Genomic DNA, 20050 nt, shown 5'->3' with positions numbered 1-20050 from the left:
GATGCACCCCCGCCGTCCCGAGCCGCTTGCGCCTGAGAGCCACCCCCACACAATAGACGGGGCACTCCGGGCCTACGACGAGAATGCGTCCTTTCCAGTACACAATGGGGCGCATGTCTCCCTTCGGCCGCACCGTCACCGGTTCGCCCCTGCCCCAGGAGTGCCCGTGCGGCAGCGGGCGGCGCTATGCGATGTGCTGCCACCGGCTGCACCGTGGCGGTGCCCTGGCCGAGACTCCGGAGGAGCTGATGCGCAGCCGCTATGCGGCGTACGCCCTCGGGGACTGGGATTACATCTTCCGCACCTGGCATCCGGGCACCCGCCCCGACGACCTGGGCGTGGCCGCACCCGACCCGAAGCTGACCTGGACGGGGCTGGAGATCGAGGGCTCCGGGCTCGATGACGACACTCACGGCTGGGTGGCGTTCCGGGCGTCCTACCAGGCGCCGTCGGGCGACGGAGTGCTCGCCGAGCGCAGCCGGTTCGAGGTGCGTGCCGGACGATGGTTCTACGTCGATGGCGAGATCGAGAGTCAATGACCAAACGCAAGCATTCGCGTGAGTTTGAGGCAGACAGTGGAGAAACTGTTGCCGATATGTGGACGCGACCGGGTCCAGCACGACAGACTCTGACAGGTGACCACTGACGCGACCGAGGACCTGACCGGTCTGGAGCCATCGGCGCGCTCGCTCTTGGACGCGGTCATCGCGATGTCGAGCGAGCTCGACCTGAGCGCCATGCTGGAGAGAATCACCCGCTCCGCCTGCGAGCTGACCGGGGCGAGCTACGGCGCCCTCGGCGTCCTCAGCCCCGACGGCGATCTGCAGGACCTGATCACCTACGGTCACCAGCAGGAGCCGACGCTGCAGGTCGTGGGCAAGAGCCGGGGCCGCCGGGCTCGCCTCGACGACGACGGCGACGACGACGAGCCCGCATCGACGACCCGGCCCCGAGGAATCACCGCTCCCGAGCCTCTCCTGCTGGTCTCACCCCGCACGCATGATGGCGGCGGCAGCCACGCGCTGCGTACCGGCGACCCCGGCAAGCGCAAGTTCATCGAGGTGCCGCTGCGCACCGACAACCGCGACTTCGGCCACCTGCTCCTGTCCGAGAAGGTCGGCGGCGCCGAGTTCACCAGCCACGACGAGCAGCTCGTCGTCGCCCTGGCCCGCGCCGCCGGCGCCCAGATCGACAAGGTGCGCGAGCTCGAGCTCAGCGAGCAGCGCCGCCGGTGGCTCGAGGCGAGCGCCGAGCTCAGCCGGGCCCTGACCCCTCCGCTGGACCATCTGGTCGCCCTCGAGCGGATGTGCGAGACCGCGCTGCCGCTGATGCGCGCGATCGGGGTCGGTGCCGGCACCCGCATCGAGCACGGTCTCGTCTCCGGCGTCGCTGCCGCGCCCGGCGAGGAGGAACGGGTCCGGGCCGTGACCGAGAAGGTCCCGCTCCTGATCGACCGTCGCATCGTCGAGCCGCTGGATCTCGAGGTCGACGGGCTCTACGTCGTGGTCGCTCCGGTGCGCTCCTCGCTCGCCGGCCGTGGCGCGCTGCTGGCGATCTACGACAAGGCCAGCGCCGCCCACGACGAGCACGAGCGCGAGCTCTTCTTCGGCTTCGCCGGCCAGGCCGCCCTCGCCCTGGACCGCCTCCGCGCTGTCGAGGACCGGGCCGACCTCGCCGTCATCACCGACCGTGACCGGATCGCCCGCGACCTGCACGACGTGGTCATCCAGCGCCTCTTCGCGATCGGGCTCCAGCTCGAGACCCTGGGTCGTAACCCGCAGCGGGTCGAGGATCTGCCCAAGCGACTCTCGGAGCAGGTCGACGCGTTGGACCAGACCATCAAGGACGTACGCGGCTCCATCTTCGACCTCAGCAACCACGATGCCTCCTCGCTGCGCGCGCAGGTGCGTGAGGTCGTCCGGGAGTACGCGGGCGTCATGGACTTCACCCCGGAGATCAAGATCACCGGGCCGGTCGACACCGCGGTGCCCGACTCGGTCCGCAACCATCTGCTGCCGGTGCTGCGCGAGGCGGTCTCCAACCTCGCCCGGCACGCCCAGGCTCACAGCGCCCAGATCGAGCTGAGCCTTCAGGACGACGAGGTCAAGCTGGTCGTACGCGACGACGGCGGCGGCGTCCCGGACGAGGCCGAGGAGAGCGGGCTGAAGAACGCCCGCTGCCGCGCGGTCCAGCTCGGCGGTCAGCTCGAGATCGGCCCCCGCTCCCCCAGCGGCACCGAGCTCGTCTGGCAGGTGCCGATCACCGCTGGGGTCTGAGCTCTTTTCTTGGCTTCCTACTGTCCCCGGCGGGGGTGGAGGAGCTCCTTGGCCATCAGTGCCGCCTGGGTGCGTCGTTGCACACCGAGCTTGGCCAGGATGCTGGAGACGTAGTTCTTGACCGTCTTCTCGGCCAGGAACATCCGGCCGGCGATCTCGCGGTTGGTCAGTCCCTCGCCGATGAGCGCGAGCAGGCGCTTCTCCTGGGGCGTGAGCGCCTGCATCTGCGGCGACTCGCCATCGGGGTTGCGCATCTTCTCCATGACCTTCGCGGTCATCAGCGGGTCGAGCAGCGAGCCGCCACCGGAGACGGTGCGGATCGCCTCGACCAGGTCGTTGCCGCGGATGTCCTTGAGGACGTACCCCTTGGCCCCGGCCATGATCGCCGAGAAGAGCGCCTCGTCGTCGTCATAGGAGGTCAGGATGAGCGCGAGCATGTCCGGGTAGGCCGCACGGACCTCACGGCACACCTCGATCCCCGAGCCGTCGGGCAGACGGGCGTCGAGCACGCAGACGTCCGGCTGGAGGCGGTCGATGTCCTCGCGTGCCTGGGCGGTGGTGCCGCCCTGGCCGACGACGGCGATGTCGTCATGACTGTCGAGCAGTGTCGTCAACCCTTGGCGCACGACCTCGTGGTCGTCGAGCAGGTAGACCCGGATCGTCCTTGTCTCGGTCAACACCGTCTCACTTCCCCCATTCGTTGAAGGGAGACCACGGTATCGGTCAGCCCCAGTCCGGTCGATGTGTGAGTCATCCACAATACGGTTTTCGTGCCGCCATGCGGACCAGGCTCTGCGCCAACTGTCGAGCCATCCTCCCGCGCAAGCACCTCACGCGCCAGCGACGCGGCGGTCGCCGTGTCCAGATGAGCCAAAGGTTCATCCAGAACCAGGACCTTGTGCCCTGCCAGCAGCGACCTCGCCACCGCCAGTCTGGCCCGTTCGCCCCCGGAGACCTCGGCGGCGCCGTCGCCGAGCCTGGTCTGCATTCCGGCGGGGAGGGCATCGAGCCAGTCGCCGAGGTGGGCGCGGCGGATCGCCTGCTCGACCTCGTCGTCGGTGGCTCCGGGCCTGGCCAGGCGTACGTTCTCGACGAGGCTGGAGGCGAAGACGTGCGGGTCGTCGTCGACGAGACCCACGATCTTCCGTACGTCCTGTGGGTCCATGTCGCGGGTCCACCGGCCGCCGAGCGTGATCGCTCCGGTGTCGGGGTCGAGGAAGCGCAGCAGCAGCGCCGCCAGGGTGCTCTTGCCGGAGCCGGAGGGGCCGACGATGCCGATCCGCGCGCCCGGCTCGACGTGCAGGTCGGGGAGCTCGACGCTGTGGCCGTCGCCCGGTCGGGCGGTGACGTCGGTGATCGTGATCGTGGTGTCGTCGGTGGGCCGCTCGGGGTTCTCCGGGGCTTCGACCGCCGGTGGGCGCCTGGTGAGATCGTCGAGACGGTGCTGCGCGGCACGGGTGCGAGCCCTGGCCGCACCGGCGTCGGCGAGGGTCGCCGCGGGCTCGGCCAGCGCCAGCGGGACCAGGGTGAGCAGAGCGAGCATCGGACCGTCGCCGACCGTGGCGTAGGCGGCGGTCGCCGCGACCGCCGCGCCGGCGGTGACCAGCACGATCGCCTTGGCCAGCGACGAGGCCGACGCCGCAGTGGTGGTCGCCCTGGTGGCGGTGCCGGCCAGGTCGTCGAGGGTGTCGAGCACGGGCTCGCTGGCCTGCCACATCCTGCGCTCGGTCGCCGTCTGGGTCGCCTCGACCACCTGCTCGGACACCCTCGCCCGCACCGTGATCGAGATCTGCTCGGCACGTGCTGCTCCTGCGTACGCGATCCCGAAGGCGACCCCCGCCGCCAGCACCGTGGCGGTGGTGAAGGCCGCGGCGACCGGGTCGATGAGCGCGGTCGCCAGGACCGCGAGGGCCGCCACGACGGCGTACTCCCGGATCGGCAGCCGCACCCGCAGCTCCTCGTCGAGAACCGCGTCGACATCGTCGACGACGCTGGCCAGCACGTCTCCCCGGCGACCGGGAAGCGCGCCGGGTACCAACGGCACCAGCGCGTCGTAGATCTCCACCCGTCGCTTCGCCAGCAGCCGCAGCGCACTGTCGTGCGACCACAACCGCTCCAGGTAGCGCAGCACCGGCCGCGCGATCCCGAACGTACGCACCCCCACCATCGCAGCCACCAGCGTCAGGATCACCGGATGGTAGGAGGCCTTGATGATCAGCCATCCCGCCAGCGCCGTCAGCGCCACCCCCGACGCCCAGCTCAGCCCGCCGACCACCGCCGACCCCCACAGCGCCCCCCGCGCCGAATCCTCACTTGTGGCGGCCGAATCGTGAGTTGTGGCGGGCGAATCGGCAGTTGTGGGGGACGAAACTCCACCTTCGTCCGCCACTTCTGCGGTCTCGGCCACCGCTTCTGCAGTCTCGGCCGCCACTTCTACGGTTTCGGCGGGGAGGGCTTCGACGGGGACGGTGATGACCTGGTCGGCGATGTCGATGAGCGCCTGGCGGTGGGCGACGAGGACTACGGCGCGGTCGCGGGCGAGGTCGGTGACGGTGTCGGCGATGATCCGCTCGGTGTCGGGGTCAAGGTGGGCGGTCGGCTCGTCGAGGAGGACCCAGGAACGATCGGAGAGTACGACGCGGGCCAGCGCCAGCCGGGCTCGCTCCCCCGCCGAGAGGGAGCGGCCGTCCTCGGCCAGGTCGGCACCGAGACCGCCGGGGAGGTCGGCGATCCGGTCGGCGAGGGCGACCCGCTTGAGTACGCGCCACAGGTCGCTCTCGGTCGCCTCCGGCGACCCCAGCCGCAGGTTGTCGGCGATCGTCCCGCTGAGGAACACCGGACGTTGCGGCAGATAGGCGAACCGTCGTCGCCACTCGTCGCCCGCGGCCGGCGTCTGTCCGTCGAGCTCGACCGTGCCCACGTACGTCTCGTGGAGGCCCGCGATCGTCGCCAGCAGCGTGGACTTCCCGCAACCGCTCGGCCCGACGATCGCGGTGATCCCCCGCGCGGGGACCGTCGCTGAGACCGGCGCCAGCGCTGGCCGCTCGCGGCCCGGGTAGGTGACGGACACGTCGCCGACCTGGAGCCCGCGCGCGTTGGTCGAGCCGCCGGAGCCGCTAGGCGAAGGCGTGTCGAGACCAACACAGTCCGCGGTGGCCTCGAGGGTCGCCGTACCCTCGGCGGCCGCATGGAACTCGGTGCCGACGCGACGCAGCGGCCAGTAGGCCTCGGGGGCCAGCAGCAGGACCACGAGAGCGGTCTGCAGGTCGACCGAGCCGGCGGCGAGCCTGACGCCGATGATCACCGCCACCAGGGCGACGGAGATGGTGGCGACGAGCTCGAGCACGGCCGAGGAGGCGAACGCGATCTTCAGGGTCTCGAGGGTGCGGCGGCGGTAGCGGTCGGTGATCGTGGCGATGACACGCGACTGGGCCGTCGCGCGGCCGAAGGCGACCAGGGTCGGCAGGCCCTTCATCACGTCGAGGAAGTGACCGGCCAGGGCCGACATCGCCCGCCACTGGCTGGCCGCCTGGTCACGCGTGGCCAGCCCGACCAGCACCCCGAAGATCGGGATCAGCGGCAGCGTGAGCCCCACGATGAGACCGCTGAGCGGGTCGGTCCAGACGATCACCGCGAGGACCATGACGGGCAGCACGCACGCCAGCACCAGCGCCGGCACATAGCGCGTCAGATACGGCTCGGCGGCCGAGACCCCGCGCGTGGCCAGGGCCGAGAGCGAGCCCGAACTCCCCGACCGGCCGCGCAGGATCGCCCCGACCACCCGGCGCCGCAGGTCCGCCCCGACGACGCCGGCCGCCCGGGCGCCGGCCACGTCGGAGACCACCCCGACGACGGCGCGCCCGGCGAAGACGGCCACGACCGCCAGGGCCCAGCCGCTCACCGACCCCGTGTCGCGGATCGCGGAGATGAGCAGTCCGGTGACGGCGTACGTCTGGGCGATCAGCAGCACCGCACCCAATACCCCGGCGGCCACCACGACGGCCAGCGGCCGCCGGGCTACCGACAGCTGGGCTCGCAGTCGCGGGTCGTTCGGGCGCATCTCAATGAGCGGCGGGGATGTGATGGATCGAGATCCGCTTGCGGAAGATCCAGTACGTCCAGGCCTGGTAGCCCACCACGATCGGCGTGAACACCGCCGCGACGATGGTCATCAGCTTCAGCGTGTAGGGCGTCGCCGCGGCGTTGGTCGTCGTCAGCGAGTTCGCGACATCCGTGCTCGAGGGCATCACGTCCGGGAAGAGCCCCACGAAGAGCCCCGCCACGGACAGCCCGATGGCGAAGAAGGTGCCCGCGAAGGCGACCCCCTCACGACCGACGTACGCCGCTGCCAGCCCGCCCACGAGCGCGAGCGCCGCCACGACGAAGAGAACGGCGGTGCCGAGGTTGCCGGTCAGCGCCTGGGTCCAGACCAGGAACACCACGGCGAGCACGGCGGCGACGGCCCCGACGCGGAGCGCCAGCGCACGAGCCCGGCCGCGGATCTCGCCGTCGGTCTTGAGGGCGATGAACAGCGCACCGTGGGTCACGAAGAGCGACAGCGTGACGAGTCCGCCAAGGAGGCCGTACGGGTTCAGCAGCGTCAGCACCGTCCCCGTGAACTCGAAGTCGGCGTCGATCGGCACCCCGCGCACGATGTTGGCAAAGGCCACACCCCACAGGAACGCGGGGACGTAGGACCCGAAGATCACTGCGCGGTCCCACCAGCCGGCCCACGTGACCGAGGGCCGCTGGTGGCGGTACTCGAAGGCGACGCCACGCACGATCAGCGCGATCAGGATGAGGAACAGCGGCACATAGAAGCCGGAGAACAAGGTGGCGTACCACTCCGGGAACGCCGCGAACGTCGCGCCTCCCGCGGTCAACAGCCAGACCTCGTTGCCGTCCCAGACCGGCCCGATCGTGTTGATCATGACGCGCCGCTCGCGGTCGTCGCGGGCCAGCACGGGAAGCAGCATCCCGACGCCGAAGTCGAAGCCCTCCAGGACGAAGTAGCCGATCCACAGCACGGCGATGAGGCAGAACCAGACAGTCGTGAGTTCCATCAGTTGCTCCTCAGTACGCGAAGTTCATCGGCTCGTCGGCATCCGAGTCGGAGCCGCGCAGGGAGGGGTCGGGTGGCTCGACGAATGGGTCCGGAGCCTTCTTCACATACTTGATGAGCAGCCCGACCTCGACGACGGCGAGCACCGCATAGAGCGCGGTGAACCCGAGAAGCGACATCCACACCTCCCAGGGCTCGACGCCCGGCGAGACACCCTGGGCCGTCGTCAGCACCCCGAAGACCACCCATGGCTGGCGGCCCATCTCGGTGAAGATCCAGCCCATCGAGTTGCCCAGCAGCACCATCACCGGCGCCGAGATCGCCAGCGCAGGCAGGAAGCGCCCGACCAGCCCCGTCGGCGTACGTCCTCGGCGGGTGAACCACAGCACCGCCAGCCCGATGAGGCTGCCGACAACACCAAGACCCATCATCCAGCGGAAGGTCCAGTAGGTGACCGGGATGTTGGGGGTGTAGTCGCCGGGTGAGTAGTACGTCGCGCCCGGCGTCGAGCCGTACGTCTCGCGGTACTGCTCCTGCAGGTCGTAGATGCCCTCGACCTTGCCGTCGAATGTGCCGGTGCCGAGGAAGGACAGCACGCAGGGCACCTCGAGCGCCCACTTCTCGTGCTTCCCGTCGCGGGTGCCGATGGTCAGGATGGAGAACGGCGCGCACGAGTCGGAGGTCTCCCACAGGGCCTCCGCGGCCGCCATCTTCATCGGCTGCACCTCGGTCATGATCTTGCCCTGGATGTCGCCCGAGACCGCCACACCGATGCCGGAGAAGACCATGATCCAGGCCGCCAGCACCATGCCGCGCCGGTGCATCGGACGGTCGGCGTTGTTCTCGCCCGGCCGGCGCAGGTAGAGCCAGCCCAGGATGCCGATCATGAATGCGGCCGAGGTCAGGTACGCCGCGAGGATGACGTGCGGGAACGTACCCAGCTGCACCTTGTTGAACATCACCGCCCAGAAGTCGGTGAGCTCGGCGCGGCCGGTGACCTCGTTGAACTTGTAGCCGACCGGGTGCTGCATCCAGGAGTTGGCCGCCAGGATGAACCACGACGACGCCAGGGTGCCGAGGTGCACGATCCACATGCACGCGTTGTGCAGCGCCCGCGGCAGCTTGTCCCAGCCGAAGATCCACAGGCCGAGGAAGGTCGACTCCAGGAAGAAGGCGAGCAGCGCCTCGATCGCCAGCGGAGCCCCGAAGACATCCCCGACGAAGCGGGAGTAGTCCGACCAGGTCATCCCGAACTGGAACTCCTGCACGATCCCGGTGACCACACCGAGCGCGAAGTTGATCAGGAAGAGCTTCGCGAAGAACTTCGTCAGCCGAAGCCACTCAGGGTTCTTCGTACGCAGCCAGATCGTCTCCAGCACGGCGACGAGCATGGTGAGTCCCACCGTGAGCGGGACGAACAGAAAGTGGTAGACGGTCACGATGCCGAACTGCCACCTGGCTAACTCCAGGACGCTGTCCACGTCGGTCACTATGTCACTGGCGCAACATCGGCCACACCACCCCCTCCCCTAGGCATACGTCCCGTGTGTCGTGGCTTACGTCCCTGGTGAACCACGCCACCAACCGCGCCCAGCGAACACCAAAAAGCCCGGCCGCCCTGGGCTCGAGGTCACGACCGCGGGGGGATGATCGCGACCTCGAGTCCGGGACGGCCGGGCTCTCAGGTCTTCGTGCCACCAGGGCCGCATTCAGATGGGGGAGCTGATGCGGCAACCTGGTGTCACTCAGTGTTCAGGCCGAGGAGAACCTCAGCCCGTGAGATCACTATCTCATCATCTGCGCCCAGAGGCTGCGGTCGCAGACGGACTGTTTACGTACTGTAAACAGGTAACCTGCGTATCAGTAGACGTAATACGCGGGCGATACAGCGTCCCCACAGAAAATCCGGTATGCATTTGGATGTACCTTGAGGTAGGGGGTGAGCATGTCGGATCGCGAAGGTGTCCTCGCGCGGGTGGTCGACGAGGTCATCGACTACGTCGGCGCGGGCCTGAGCGTCCATCTTGTCGGCCCCCGCGGATCCGGACGCAGCGAGCTCTGCTCCCTGGTCGCCAACCGGCTCGAGGACGAAGGCCGGTCCGTGCTGCAGATCAGCGGCCACCGCGCCTGGCAGAACGAGCCGTTCGCCGCGCTGACCGCCGCCGGCATCGGCAGCGCGACACCCACCGGCCCCCGACGCACCATCGGCGAGATGACCACCGCGCTGAGCAAGCAGCTCGGCAACGGCACCGTCCTGGTGATCGACGACGCCGACGCGCTCGACACCTACTCGGTCGGCGCCCTGCGCAACATCCACCGCCAACGACGTCTCCTCGCCGTCACCAGCAGCCGCCACCAGCACCCCGTCGCCGAGAACACGCTGATGCTCGGCATCGCCCCGTCGGTCCAGGTACGCTCCCCCGCGCTCGAGGTCGACGAGGTGCACGAGGTGTGCCGCGGGATCCTCGGCGGCCCGGTCGAGGCCGGGTCCCTGGCTCGGATCGCGATGGCGACCGGCGGCCTGCTCGGCCTGGTCCGCGCCATCGCCACCGTCGGACCGCGGGCAGGGGTGCTGGAGCAGCTCGACGGACTGTGGCGGCTGCCACGGCGTACGGGCTGGGCTCCTGAGCTGGCCTCGGCGGTCGAGCCGCTTGTCGCCGGGCTCGAGCAGGACGCCTGGGACGGCGCGACCGCGCTCGCGGTGACAGGACCAGTGCCGCTGGACGAGGCCGAGAAGATGATCGAGCGCAAGGTGCTCGACGCGCTCTTCGCCCACGGCCTGGCGCGGCACAGCGAGGACGGCCCGGGCAGCGGTGTCGTCGGCCTCTACCCGCCGCTCATCGGCGACTACCTGATCACCGAGGGCTCGGCGTTCGGGCTGGTGATCGCGCGCAACCACCTCGCTGCCGAACAACCGCTACTCGACTACACCAGCCACCGGCCTCGTGGCGCCGACGCCGCCCTGCTCCACCAGCGCTCGCTGCGCCAGATGGCCGACGAGGTCACCCGCGCGCGCCGCTCCTGGACCGAGATGCCCTCTGCCGAGACGGCCCTGCCGCTGCTGGTCGCGCTCCGCAACACGGCGGCGCCTCGCGACCAGATCGAGGAAGTCGAGCGGCGTACGCCACTGACCGACACCCAGGAGTCGGCCTGGATGCTGGCCTGGTTCGCCACCTGGAAGGCGGTCGAGCTGGGCGACCTGAACGACGCCAAGGCGGTGCTCGACGACGGGCTGAAGCAGCTGCCCAGCTTCGCCGCGACGCTCGAGGCCTCCCGCGCCCATCTGCAGTTCCAGACGGAGTACGTCCCCGAGGTGCCCACGGTCGAGCCCGACCCGCGCGACACGGTCGGCCCCGAGATGCTCGGAGTCGTCGCCGCCGAACGCCTCCTCGCCGCTGGGATGGTCGAGCAGGCGCGCAACCTCCTGGAGAGCCAGCAGCCGGAGAACCCGCTCCCCGCCGGGCTGCACGCCTTCCTCATCGGGCTCGCCGACATGCTCGGTGGTGACCTGGAACGCGGCATCGACTTCGCGCGCGAGCAGCTCGAGGCGGCCAACCAGAGCTCGAGCGCCATGCTCATCCAGGCCCACGCCTATCTCTGCGTCCTCGGTCTGAGCATCGCCGGCCGGCTGACCGAGGCGAGCCAGGCGGCGTTCCAAAGCCTCTCCTCCTCGAGCGTCGCGGCCTACCGCGACGTCGCCCACACCGGCATCCTGACCCTCGGCGCCGAGATCGCGATGGCGCAGGGTCGCCCGGAGTACGCCCGCAGCCTCGCCTCCCAGATCGGCGGCGCGAAGGTGGCCTTCGGCCCCTGGCCCGGGATGGTGGCCAGCATCATGGCGCCGGCCAGCGGCCGGATGCCCAGCCTCAAGGAGCTGTGCGAGCTCGTCGGCCAGCGGCTGGACGCCGGCTACATCACCGGCGGCATCTTCCTCGCCGTCGAGGCGGTCGAGCGCGGCGCCAACGAGAACAAGCACATCACCCGCGCCGCCAGCCTCGCGGCCGGCACCGAGAGCCCGCTGCTGCAGGGCATGGGGGCGTACGCGGCGACCACCGCGGCCGGCGACGTCGACGGCCTCCGCGAGGCGATCGTGAAGCTCGCCGATGCCGGCGCCCTCGTGTTCGTGACCAGGGCCGCGATTTCGCTGGCGATCCTGCAGCGCGAGGCCGGCGACCTGGCCGGCGCCGCCGAGACCCTCGACACCGCCTGGGAGCGCTCCGAGATCTCCGGCAGCCGAGCCGGCATGTTCCGTCGCGCGGCAACCCACATCGGGCTCTCCGGGCGGGAGAGCGAGGTGCTCCGGCTGCTCCCCGAGGGCCCCACCACCGCCTCGCTCGCCGCGGACCTGGAGATGAGCACCCGCACCGTCGAGACCCACCTGCACAACATCAGCCGCAAGACCGGGGTCTCCGGTCGCGAGGACCTCGCTCGGGTGGCCGACACCTGGCTCCGGCCGGCGCCGAACGGTGACTATTCAGCCGGCGTCAGGCACTTCACCAACGGCTCGTAGAGCTCCTTGCTGGCCTTCTGGTCCGCCTCCGAGAGATCCTCCGGGCTGATCTTGGAGACATCCTCGGCCTCGACCAGAAGGCGTACCGCCTCGTCGGAGAGGCCCGAGTCGTAGTAGGTCTTCGCCAAGCACGCGGCCTGCTTCTCGGTCACCTGGTCGCCGCTGCTCTTCGCGATCTGGCCCTGGATGTCCTCGACACTGGGCCGATCACCCCCGCCGCCACCGCCGCCCTCGCCGCCACCACATGCAGTCAGCGAGAACAGCGTGAGCAGAGAGGCCGCGGCGATGGCCGTCAGGCGATGCTGACTGCCTCGGGCTACGCCTCGGCGGTTGTGGGGGGACGCGATCATGAGCACGCATCATGGCGTACGCGACCCTCCCCCGCCAGAGGGAGGGTCCAGCCGCCTCAGGAGCTGGTCAGGAAGAAGAGCAGGTCCTGGCGGGTGAGGACACCGACGGGCTTGCCGTCCTCGTGCACCAGCAGCGCGTCGGAGGAGCCCAGGGTGTGGGCGGCGTCGTGCGCGTCGGCGCCGGAGCCGATCGAGGGCAGTGACGGGGACATGTGCTCCTCGACGGAGTCGGTGAGCTTGGCCTTGCCGGTGAACAGCGCCTCCAGCAGGGTGCGCTCCGAGACCGAGCCCGCGACCTCGGCGGCCACGATCGGCGGCTCGGCACGGACGACGGGCATCTGCGAGACGCCGTACTCCTGCAGGATGTGCACCGCCTCGGCGATCGTCTCGCCGGGGTGGGTGTGGACCAGGTCGGGCAGCCGGCCGGACTTGCCGCGCAGCACGTCGCCGACGGTCTGCTTGGCCGCCTCGCCGATGGCGAAGCCGTACTGCGCCAGCCACTCGTCGTTGAACACCTTGGTCAGGTAGCCGCGCCCGGAGTCGGGCAGCAGCACGACGATTACGGCGTTCTCGCCCTCCGGCGTGCCGGCCAGCTCCGCGGCGAGCTGCTTGGCGGCGTACGCAGCCATGCCGGCGCTGCCGCCGACGAGCATCTGCTCCTCGCGGGCGAGCCTGCGGGTGTAGGCGAAGGAGTCGGCGTCGGAGACCTCGATGATCCGGTCGGCGACATCGCGGTCGTACGTCTCCGGCCAGAAGTCCTCACCGACACCCTCGACCAGGTAGGGCCGCCCGCTGCCGCCGGAGTAGACGCTCCCGGCAGGGTCGGCGCCGATCACCTGGACGTCGGGGTTCTGCTCCTTGAGGTAGCGGCCGATCCCGGAGATCGTGCCGCCGGTGCCGACACCGGCGACGAAGTGGGTGATCTTCCCCTCCGTCTGGCGCCAGATCTCGGGGCCGGTCTCCTCGTAGTGGGAGCGCGGGTTGTTGGGGTTGGCGTACTGGTTCGGCTTCCATGCCCCGGGCTGCGAGGCGAGCCGGTCGCTGACGTTGTAGTAGGAGTCGGGGTGCTCCGGCGGAACGGCCGTGGGCGCGACGACGACCTCGGCGCCGTAGGCCTTCAGCACGTTGCGCTTGTCCTCGCTGACCTTGTCGGGGCAGACGAAGATGCACTTGTAGCCCTTCTGCTGGGCGACCATCGCCAGGCCGACACCGGTGTTGCCGGAGGTGGGCTCCACGATCGTGCCGCCGGGCTTCAGCTCACCGGACGCCTCGGCCGCCTCGATCATCCGGGTGGCGATGCGGTCCTTCACCGAACCGCCCGGGTTGAGGTATTCCACCTTGGCCAGAACCAGCGGTCCTTGGCCGGGTGCGGAGGCGCCGGCGCCGTCCAACGCACGCCCCAGCCGCACGAGCGGAGTGTTGCCAATAAGGTCGAGAAGCGAGTCCACGTACTCCATGCCGACAGCGTATGTCCACTAGGTGAGATCCCCTATATCCCGATACTGAGTGCCCGGTAATGGGCCGAAGACTTTAGAGTGGTCCCCGTGGCGAAGAAGAGTCTGGCACGCAAGACCGCGTACGCCGGCGGGGGTGTTCTGGCCGCGACGGCCGCGTTCGCCGGGGTCCTCGTCGCGGAAGCGGCGCTTGCCGTCAAAGCGACGCATCAGGTCAAGATGCCGGTGGCACCCTCCCCGACCGGGTGGTACGGAGCACGGCAACCGGGGCGACCGATCAGCATCGCGCTGCTCGGCGACTCGAGCGCAGCTGGCTACGGGATGACCGAGGTCGAGGACACCCCAGGCGCCGTCCTCGCCTCCGGAGTCTCCGAGAAGGCACACCGGCCGGTGCGCCTGCACGACCTCTCCGAGATCGGCGCCAAGTCCTCCGACCTGCACCCGCAGGTCGAGAAGGCGATCGCCGCCGACGCTGACATCGCGGTCATCCTGGTCGGCTCCAACGACGTGATCCGCCGGGTGCGCCCGCGGGTCGCGGTGAGTCACCTCGCCCAAGCCGTCATCCGGCTCCAGGAAGCCGGAGTCACCGTGCTCGTCGGCACCGTCCCCGACCTCAGCACCGCCACCCCGATCCTGCCGCCGCTGCGCTCGATCATGCGAGCCTGGTCGATCCGTATCGCCGCCGGCCAGATCTTCCACGTCATCCGCGCCGGTGGCCACACGGTGTCGCTGGGTGACGTACTCGGCCCGGCCTTCAAGGCCACTCCGGCCTTCTGGTTCGGCGCCGACCAGTTCCACCCCTCCGCCGCCGGCTACCACGCCCTCGGCGAGGTGCTGGTGCCACCGACGCTCTCGGTGCTCGGCCTCGTCGGCGACGAGGACGCCATCCTGGAGACCTACAACGGCAAGCAGGTGATGCCGCTGGCGGCAGCCTCGCTGCGCGCCGTCATCCGGCCAGGAACCGAGATCGACCCGGCCCCGCGCCCCCGTGGACGCTTCGGCCGCAACTGGGCCCGTGCCCGTTCCTTCGAGAACGAGCAGCGCGAGCCTCGCCGGGGCGAGCGCCCCGACGAGACTCCCCCGGTCGCCGAACGCCACCACGCCCAGCGCTGACGACAAACAAACCGCCCCGTGCCTTGGTAGGCACGGGGCGGTTGTTGTTTGTCAGAATGCGGGTCTCGATCAGTCCTGCTGCAGGATCGCGAGGATGCGAAGCAGGTAGAAGTAGATCATGACCAAGCTCGCCGTCAGAGCGAACGCGGCACGCCAGGACTCCCGCTCCTCGAGCTGGTTGGCGACGCCCTGCTCGACGAAGTCGAAGTCGAGGATCAGGCTGAAGACTCCGAAGACCAGGCCCGCGATGGAGAACACCAGGCCCATCGCCCCCATCCCGAACAGCCCCATGCCCGCACCGAAGAAGCCGAGGACGACCTCGAGAAGGATGAGGCCGAGGAGGCCGAACCCAGCGGCCATCATGAAGGTGCGGAACTTGTTACCGACCTTGATGTCGAAGAACTTGTACGCAGCCAGGACACCTGCGAACGCCGCGAACGTGCCGAGCACGGCCTGCACGACGATGCCACCGCCGAACATGGCGTCGAAGGTCTTGCTGATGCCGCCGAGCAGCATCCCCTGGAGCACGGCGTAAGCGAGGACCAGTGCGGGGCTGACCACTCGCTTGAAGCTGTTGACGAGACCGAGGATCAGACCGCCGATCGAGCCGATCGCAGTCGCGGCGTACAAAGGCGCGAGGTTGGCGCCCGTAGTGATGTCCGGGGTCAGCATCCACGTGGCGATGGCCGCAAGGACAACGAGTCCGAGCGAGATCGCGGTCTTCTGCACGACCGAGTCGATCGTCATGGGGGCGCCCACGGCGGGAGCCTGAGGGCCGCCGGTGGACCACTGGCTCGGGTCCTGCCCGTAGCCGGCGTAGGACGCGCCGTTGCCACCGTAGGTCGCGTTGCCGTAGGCGTTCTGCGACGGCTGCCCGAAGCCCTCTGCCCTACGGAACACCGGGTTGTTGCTCTGCATTTGGGGGTCACTCCTCGAAAGCGACTGGAAAGTCGCCGCCACGGTGGCGGCTCCTATGGCCAGCGTACCGGCCCTGTGTCTCACTCAACGTCCGGGACAACCCTGATGTTCCGGGGATCGCAGAGTGCCCCGAGTGGGACTCGAACCCACACTGAAGCGTTTTTAAGACGCCTTCCTCTGACCGATTGGGATACCGGGGCGCGCGGAAGAGATTAGCGTCATAAGTACGTCTGCCGCTGGTGCAGCGCGTGGGCGCCCGCGACGCGGTCGATGAAGAGCAGGCCGTTGGTGTGGTCGATCTCGTGCTGCAGGCAACGGGCCTCGAAGGCGTCGGTGACGATCTCGACGGTCTCGCCGGTGACCGGGAGCTGGCCGCGTACGGTCAGCCGGGAGGCCCGCTTCACGTCACCGGTCAGGTCGGGGACGGACATGCAGCCCTCGCGCGCCTTCTCGTTGCGGCTGGCCTCGATAACCTCCGCGTTGCACAGGACGTACGTCCCGTGGTGGGTCTTGGTCTTGACGTGGGTGGAGACGTCGACGCAGAAGACCCGGGCCGAGACCCCGACCTGGTCGGCGGCCAGGCCGACGCAGCCGGGCGAGACCCGCATGGTGGCGATCAGGTCGGCGGCGAGCTGGACAGTCTCGGGGGCGGCGGGGTCGACGTCCTTGCCGGGCACGGAGAGGACCTGCGCGGGAGCGCGTACGACCTCGAGGACCTTGCCTTCGACCCCCAGCTCGGCCTCGGTCCAGGCGGCGACTCGTTCGTTCACACTCACAGGTCGTCGGCCTCGATCGGCCGCAGGGTGGCGTCGACGCCGAGCTCCTGGGTGACCCGCTTGATCGACGCCTCGAGCACGGAGACGTCGGCGTCCGCCGGCAGCTCGAGCTCGGCGACGACGACGTAGAGATCCCCGGAGAGACGGGTGGTCAGGTCGGTGATGTTGCCGCCGACGGCGGCGATCTCAGCGGTCACAGTGGAGACGATGCCCGGACGGTCACCGCCGTGGACGGAGAGCACGAAGAGCTGACCGGCGCCGGCCGGCGCCTGCTCCTCGGGGAGCTCGTAGACGGTGACCGTCAGGGTGCCGTCGGACGCGATCGGCTCGAGGTCGGCTCGGATCGCGTCGGTGGTCGCCTCACCCGCGCACAGCAGCGTCATCGCGAAGTGTCCGCGGAGCCGGGTCATCGTCGAGTCCTCGAGGTTGAGTCCGAGTCCGGCCAGGCGGGCGGTGGTGTCGGCGATGATCCCCGGGCGGTCGTGTCCCAGGACGGTGATGGCGTGGATGGTCACCAAACCATTGTCACCCGCGGCCCGCCGATGGCGGACCGCGGGTGACTCAGATGGCCCCGCTATAACAGATCAGCTCTAGCCGCAGCTCAGCCGCGGAACCACTTGTCCTTCTCCTCCTCGGGAGAGTCGACCGGCTCGGGAGCGAACTCGGGCGTGCCCTCCGAGGTGGGCTTGACCGCGGTGTCGCCACCGCCCAGGTCGTCGTAGGACGCCTTGTCGGGGTCGGCCGGCGGGGGCGGCGGGACCTCGGTGGCGTACGGGTCGGCCGGGGCGATCGGGTCGGTGAGCGGGTCACCGGTGACCCCGGCCTGCGGGGCGGACGGCGTCGGCGGAACCGGCGGGGCCGGCGGAGCCGGCGGGTAGCCGCCGTACTCGCTGCTCGAGGACGAGCCCGTGGTCGGCTCCGGGGCCTCCGGAGCAGGCGTCGGGGTGGTGGACTCCGGGACGGAGCCGTTGCGGTGCAGCTTGTCGGAGGCGACCCCGGCAGCAGCCGAGACCTTCTCCTTGGCCTGCTCCGCGTAGGGACCGGCCTTCTCCTTCACCGTGGCGGCGTAGGGACCGGCCTTGGCCTTGGCGGCCTCGGCATAGGGAGCAGCCTTCTCCTTGATGGGCGCCGCCTTCTCCGAGGCGGTCGCGAGGGCCGACTGGACGCGCGGGTCGCTGGTGACCTTGTTAGCGCCGGCCTTCAGCTGCTCAGACTTGTTCTTGACCAGCACGCCGACACCAGCGGCGGCGATGGCAAGCAGGATGAGCTTTTTCACTTCTTGACCTTCCGAGAGACAGCTTTGGTTCTGTTTGATGGGTATACGCCGGTGAACCCAAACCTAGGCGTCAAACACAAGATCAAGTCCCCCGACATGCCTAGTCTCTAACGGACCAGGCGATTCCGTCGAGGATGTCGGACTCGGAAACCAGAAGAGACTCGACCCGCGAGCGCCTCAGGATCCGGCTGAGAATCACTCCGCCGGCGGCGATCACGTCGGCCCGGCCGGGATGCATCCAGGGCAGCGCCAGCCGCTCGTCGACGGTCATCGCCAGCAGGCGGTCGACGAGCCGGTAGACGTCGTCGGGCGCGACCTCGGCGTGATCGGTGGCGTCGCGGTCGTACGCAGCCAGCTCGAGCAGTCCCATGGCCAGCTGGATCATGGTGCCGCCGACGGCGACCAGGGTGTTGGCGGTGGCCGGGTCGACGGGGCAGTCGTCGAGGTGGGCGTCGATGTCGCGTACGCAGGCCTCGATCTCCTCCCGCGTGGGCGGGTCGGAGCGCAGGTGACGCTCATGCAGGCGCACCGAGCCGATGTCCATGCTGTCGGACTCGCCGACGCCCAGCGTCGGCCCATCGCCGAGGATCAGCTCGGTGGACCCGCCACCGATGTCGATCACCAGCACCGGCGGCTCCGGGGTGCCACGCAGGTTGCGGGCCGCGCCGCCGAAGGAGAGCGCTGCCTCCTCCGCCCCGGTGACGACCTCGGGCGTGACCCCGAGCCGAGCGCGTACGCCGTCCATGAAGGTCTCCGCGTTGGCAGCGTCCCGGGTGGCGGAGGTGGCCACGAAGCGCACCTTCTCGACACCGTGCTCGCGGATCAGCGTCGCGTACTCGTCGATGGCTCCGAAGGCGCGCTGCAGGGCCTCCTCAGCGAGCACACCGGTGCGGTCGACGTCCTGGCCCAGGCGGACCATGCGGGCCTCGCGTACGTCCTCGGTCAGGCCGTCGGCGGTGACCGTCGCGATCAGGAGCTTGATCGTGTTGGTGCCACAGTCGATCGCAGCGACCTTCGTCACTGCTCCTCGTCCTCCAGCTCCAGGTCCACGCACGGGCCGGACTTCCACCATTCGCCGAGGCGCTCGAGCACCTCGTCGCCGAGCGGGTTGACGCCGGGTCCCTGGGCCAGCGCCTGGCCGGCGAGGACGTGCAGGCACTTGACCCGATTGGGCATCCCACCTGCGGAGATGCCGTGGATCTCGGGCGGGTCGCCGAGCTCGTAGCGAGCCTCGAGATAGGCCTCGTGGGCCTTGGCGTAGGCGGTGGCGAGCTCCTCGTCGGTGGCCAGCCGCGCCTCCATGTCCTTCATCACGTGAGTGCCCTCGAGGGTGCCGATCTTCGAGGCGGCACGCGGGCAGGTGAGGTAGAAGGTCGTCGGGAACGGCGTGCCGTTGGGCAGTCTCGGCTCGGTGGTCACCACATCGGGCAGCGAGCACGGGCAGCGGTGCCCGACCTCGTGGATCCCCCGTGGCTCGCGTCCCAGCTGTGCCGTGATCGCGGACACGTCCTTGGGATCGATCGCCATGTCTTCAGTCTTTCTTCTGCTTGGGCGGGTCGATCTCCGACTCCGGCCCGTCTCCTGTCTGCTCCGGCGGGTCACCGGCCAGCAGCACGGAACCCCACGCATCGTCCCACCATGCCTTCGGCTGCTCCGCACTGCCCACCTTGCTGGGGTCGGTGAGCTCCGGCTCGGTCTGGATGCGCTCGCCGTTCTCGTCGAGGGCGACGTACGCCGTCTCGCCCGGCATCACGAAGCCGAACCGCTCGCGGGCCTGCTGCTGGACGTAGGCGGGGTCCTCCCAGCGACGGGTCTGCTCCTCGAGCTGCTTGATGTGTTCCTTGCGCTCGGCGATCTCGGTCTGGAGTGCGTTGATCTCGTGGCGCTGCTGGAGGTAGGCGCGCAGCGAGGAGGCGTAGGAGATCACCATCACGGCGGCCACCACGATGATCATCATCGCCCGTCCGGTGAGCTTGGGCCGGCGCAGGCGCTTGCGCAGCGCGTCGATCCCGCCGATGCCGCCCATCGATGCCGGGCGGGCCGGGATGGGGGCACGCGGACGTCGCCCCGGACCCTGTTGGGCCCGAGGACCGCGTACGCGCTTGCTCTGACCGGGTCCCTGCGTTGCCACGTCGCTCATCCTCCCATCCAGGACCAGCGACGCGGCGCATCTGCGCCGCCCGGCGGCGCTCGTCGGAGTAGGCCAGCCGAGGAGTACGGCGTATTCGGTCAGCTGGCCGCGGATCTTGGTCGGGTCCGCCTCCGGCTTGTCGATCTTGTTGATCGCGACCACGATCGGGACACCGGCCGCCTTG

16 protein-coding genes, 1 tRNA gene and 1 pseudogene are annotated in these 20050 nt (G+C 69.7%); 4 read left to right on the top strand and 14 right to left on the bottom strand.

Annotation, left to right across the window (positions count from 1 at the left end):
- Positions 1–113: 113 nt before the first annotated feature.
- Complete coding sequence (locus AB0F44_RS17955; protein ID WP_357357654.1) at positions 114–539, top strand: YchJ family protein; 426 nt, start codon at positions 114–116, stop codon at positions 537–539.
- 96 nt (positions 540–635) lie between these two features.
- Entirely contained in the window at positions 636–2276 is a 1641-nt protein-coding gene (locus AB0F44_RS17950) for a histidine kinase (protein WP_357357652.1), read from the top strand.
- A gap of 17 nt (positions 2277–2293) precedes the next feature.
- Here AB0F44_RS17950 and AB0F44_RS17945 read toward each other — a convergent pair whose 3' ends face one another.
- The 4 genes from AB0F44_RS17945 to AB0F44_RS17930 are packed head-to-tail and all read right to left on the bottom strand — an operon-like array spanning position 2294 to position 8819.
- The gene (locus AB0F44_RS17945; RefSeq protein WP_141792128.1) at positions 2294–2956 is read right to left on the bottom strand and encodes a response regulator transcription factor; all 663 of its coding nucleotides are present in this window, start codon (positions 2954–2956) and stop codon (positions 2294–2296) included.
- Positions 2950–6336, bottom strand: coding sequence for a thiol reductant ABC exporter subunit CydD (cydD, locus tag AB0F44_RS17940; protein WP_357357650.1), 3387 nt, complete (start codon positions 6334–6336; stop codon positions 2950–2952). The genes AB0F44_RS17945 and cydD overlap by 7 nt, the downstream gene beginning before the upstream one ends.
- A 1-nt stretch (position 6337) precedes the next feature.
- On the bottom strand, positions 6338–7339 hold the full coding sequence (cydB, locus tag AB0F44_RS17935; RefSeq protein WP_357357648.1) for a cytochrome d ubiquinol oxidase subunit II: 1002 nt from the start codon (positions 7337–7339) through the stop codon (positions 6338–6340).
- A 10-nt stretch (positions 7340–7349) separates the two neighbouring features.
- Entirely contained in the window at positions 7350–8819 is a 1470-nt protein-coding gene (locus tag AB0F44_RS17930; RefSeq protein WP_357357646.1) for a cytochrome ubiquinol oxidase subunit I, read from the bottom strand.
- Positions 8820–9283: 464 nt separating this feature from the next.
- On the opposite strand from AB0F44_RS17930, the gene AB0F44_RS17925 reads away from it, so the two are divergent.
- Positions 9284–11848, top strand: coding sequence for a LuxR C-terminal-related transcriptional regulator (locus AB0F44_RS17925; RefSeq protein WP_357357644.1), 2565 nt, complete (start codon positions 9284–9286; stop codon positions 11846–11848).
- Here AB0F44_RS17925 and AB0F44_RS17920 read toward each other — a convergent pair.
- Positions 11809–12198, bottom strand: coding sequence for a hypothetical protein (locus AB0F44_RS17920; protein WP_357357643.1), 390 nt, complete (start codon positions 12196–12198; stop codon positions 11809–11811). The two genes, AB0F44_RS17925 and AB0F44_RS17920, sit on opposite strands and share 40 nt — an antisense overlap.
- 56 nt (positions 12199–12254) lie before the next feature.
- Positions 12255–13655: a cystathionine beta-synthase gene (locus tag AB0F44_RS17915; RefSeq protein ID WP_357357641.1), complete on the bottom strand. Its 1401-nt coding sequence runs from the start codon at positions 13653–13655 to the stop codon at positions 12255–12257.
- Between the two features lie 87 nt (positions 13656–13742).
- Between AB0F44_RS17915 and AB0F44_RS17910 the strand changes: the two genes are divergently transcribed.
- Positions 13743–14765 (top strand): SGNH/GDSL hydrolase family protein, encoded by a 1023-nt coding sequence (locus AB0F44_RS17910; protein ID WP_357357639.1) that lies wholly within the window; start codon positions 13743–13745, stop codon positions 14763–14765.
- 69 nt (positions 14766–14834) lie between these two features.
- On the opposite strand, the gene AB0F44_RS17905 is transcribed toward AB0F44_RS17910, so the two are convergent.
- The 8 genes and pseudogenes from AB0F44_RS17905 to AB0F44_RS17870 form a co-directional block, all read right to left on the bottom strand.
- Positions 14835–15683, bottom strand: a complete 849-nt coding sequence (locus tag AB0F44_RS17905) for a Bax inhibitor-1/YccA family protein (RefSeq protein WP_357357638.1) — start codon at positions 15681–15683, stop codon at positions 14835–14837.
- A gap of 125 nt (positions 15684–15808) precedes the next feature.
- Positions 15809–15883 (bottom strand) — tRNA-Leu (locus AB0F44_RS17900).
- Positions 15884–15901: 18 nt separating this feature from the next.
- Positions 15902–16453: a peptide deformylase gene (def, locus tag AB0F44_RS17895; protein ID WP_357357636.1), complete on the bottom strand. Its 552-nt coding sequence runs from the start codon at positions 16451–16453 to the stop codon at positions 15902–15904.
- Positions 16454–16455: 2 nt separating this feature from the next.
- Positions 16456–16974 carry an ACT domain-containing protein gene (locus tag AB0F44_RS17890; RefSeq protein WP_357357634.1) on the bottom strand — a complete coding sequence of 173 codons (519 nt, stop codon included), beginning with the start codon at positions 16972–16974 and terminating at the stop codon, positions 16456–16458.
- Between the two features lie 86 nt (positions 16975–17060).
- Complete coding sequence (locus tag AB0F44_RS17885; protein WP_357357632.1) at positions 17061–17735, bottom strand: hypothetical protein; 675 nt, start codon at positions 17733–17735, stop codon at positions 17061–17063.
- 100 nt (positions 17736–17835) lie between these two features.
- Positions 17836–18756: a Ppx/GppA phosphatase family protein gene (locus AB0F44_RS17880; RefSeq protein ID WP_357357630.1), complete on the bottom strand. Its 921-nt coding sequence runs from the start codon at positions 18754–18756 to the stop codon at positions 17836–17838.
- A complete protein-coding gene (locus AB0F44_RS17875) occupies positions 18753–19262 on the bottom strand; it encodes a DUF501 domain-containing protein (protein ID WP_357357628.1) in 510 nt (169 codons plus the stop codon). Before AB0F44_RS17875 ends, AB0F44_RS17880 begins: the two co-directional genes overlap by 4 nt.
- Before the next feature lie 256 nt (positions 19263–19518).
- Positions 19519–20050, bottom strand: a pseudogene (locus tag AB0F44_RS17870) (septum formation initiator family protein); the annotation flags it as partial.

The sequence above is a fragment of the Nocardioides sp. NPDC023903 genome (genome assembly GCF_040639295.1).
GTDB lineage: Bacteria > Actinomycetota > Actinomycetes > Propionibacteriales > Nocardioidaceae > Nocardioides.
This window is presented reverse-complemented; position numbering and strand designations above follow the sequence as displayed.

Bases quoted from the DNA above. Each gene is read 5' to 3' on its own strand.
- AB0F44_RS17915 (WP_357357641.1), bottom strand. From the start codon at position 13,655: ATGGAGTACGTGGACTCGCTTCTCGACCTTATTGGCAACACTCCGCTC.
- AB0F44_RS17955 (WP_357357654.1), top strand. From the start codon at position 114: ATGTCTCCCTTCGGCCGCACCGTCACCGGTTCGCCCCTGCCCCAGGAG.
- cydB (WP_357357648.1), bottom strand. From the start codon at position 7,339: ATGGAACTCACGACTGTCTGGTTCTGCCTCATCGCCGTGCTGTGGATC.
- AB0F44_RS17875 (WP_357357628.1), bottom strand. From the start codon at position 19,262: ATGGCGATCGATCCCAAGGACGTGTCCGCGATCACGGCACAGCTGGGA.
- cydD (WP_357357650.1), bottom strand. From the start codon at position 6,336: ATGCGCCCGAACGACCCGCGACTGCGAGCCCAGCTGTCGGTAGCCCGG.
- AB0F44_RS17905 (WP_357357638.1), bottom strand. From the start codon at position 15,683: ATGCAGAGCAACAACCCGGTGTTCCGTAGGGCAGAGGGCTTCGGGCAG.
- AB0F44_RS17925 (WP_357357644.1), top strand. From the start codon at position 9,284: ATGTCGGATCGCGAAGGTGTCCTCGCGCGGGTGGTCGACGAGGTCATC.
- AB0F44_RS17920 (WP_357357643.1), bottom strand. From the start codon at position 12,198: ATGATCGCGTCCCCCCACAACCGCCGAGGCGTAGCCCGAGGCAGTCAG.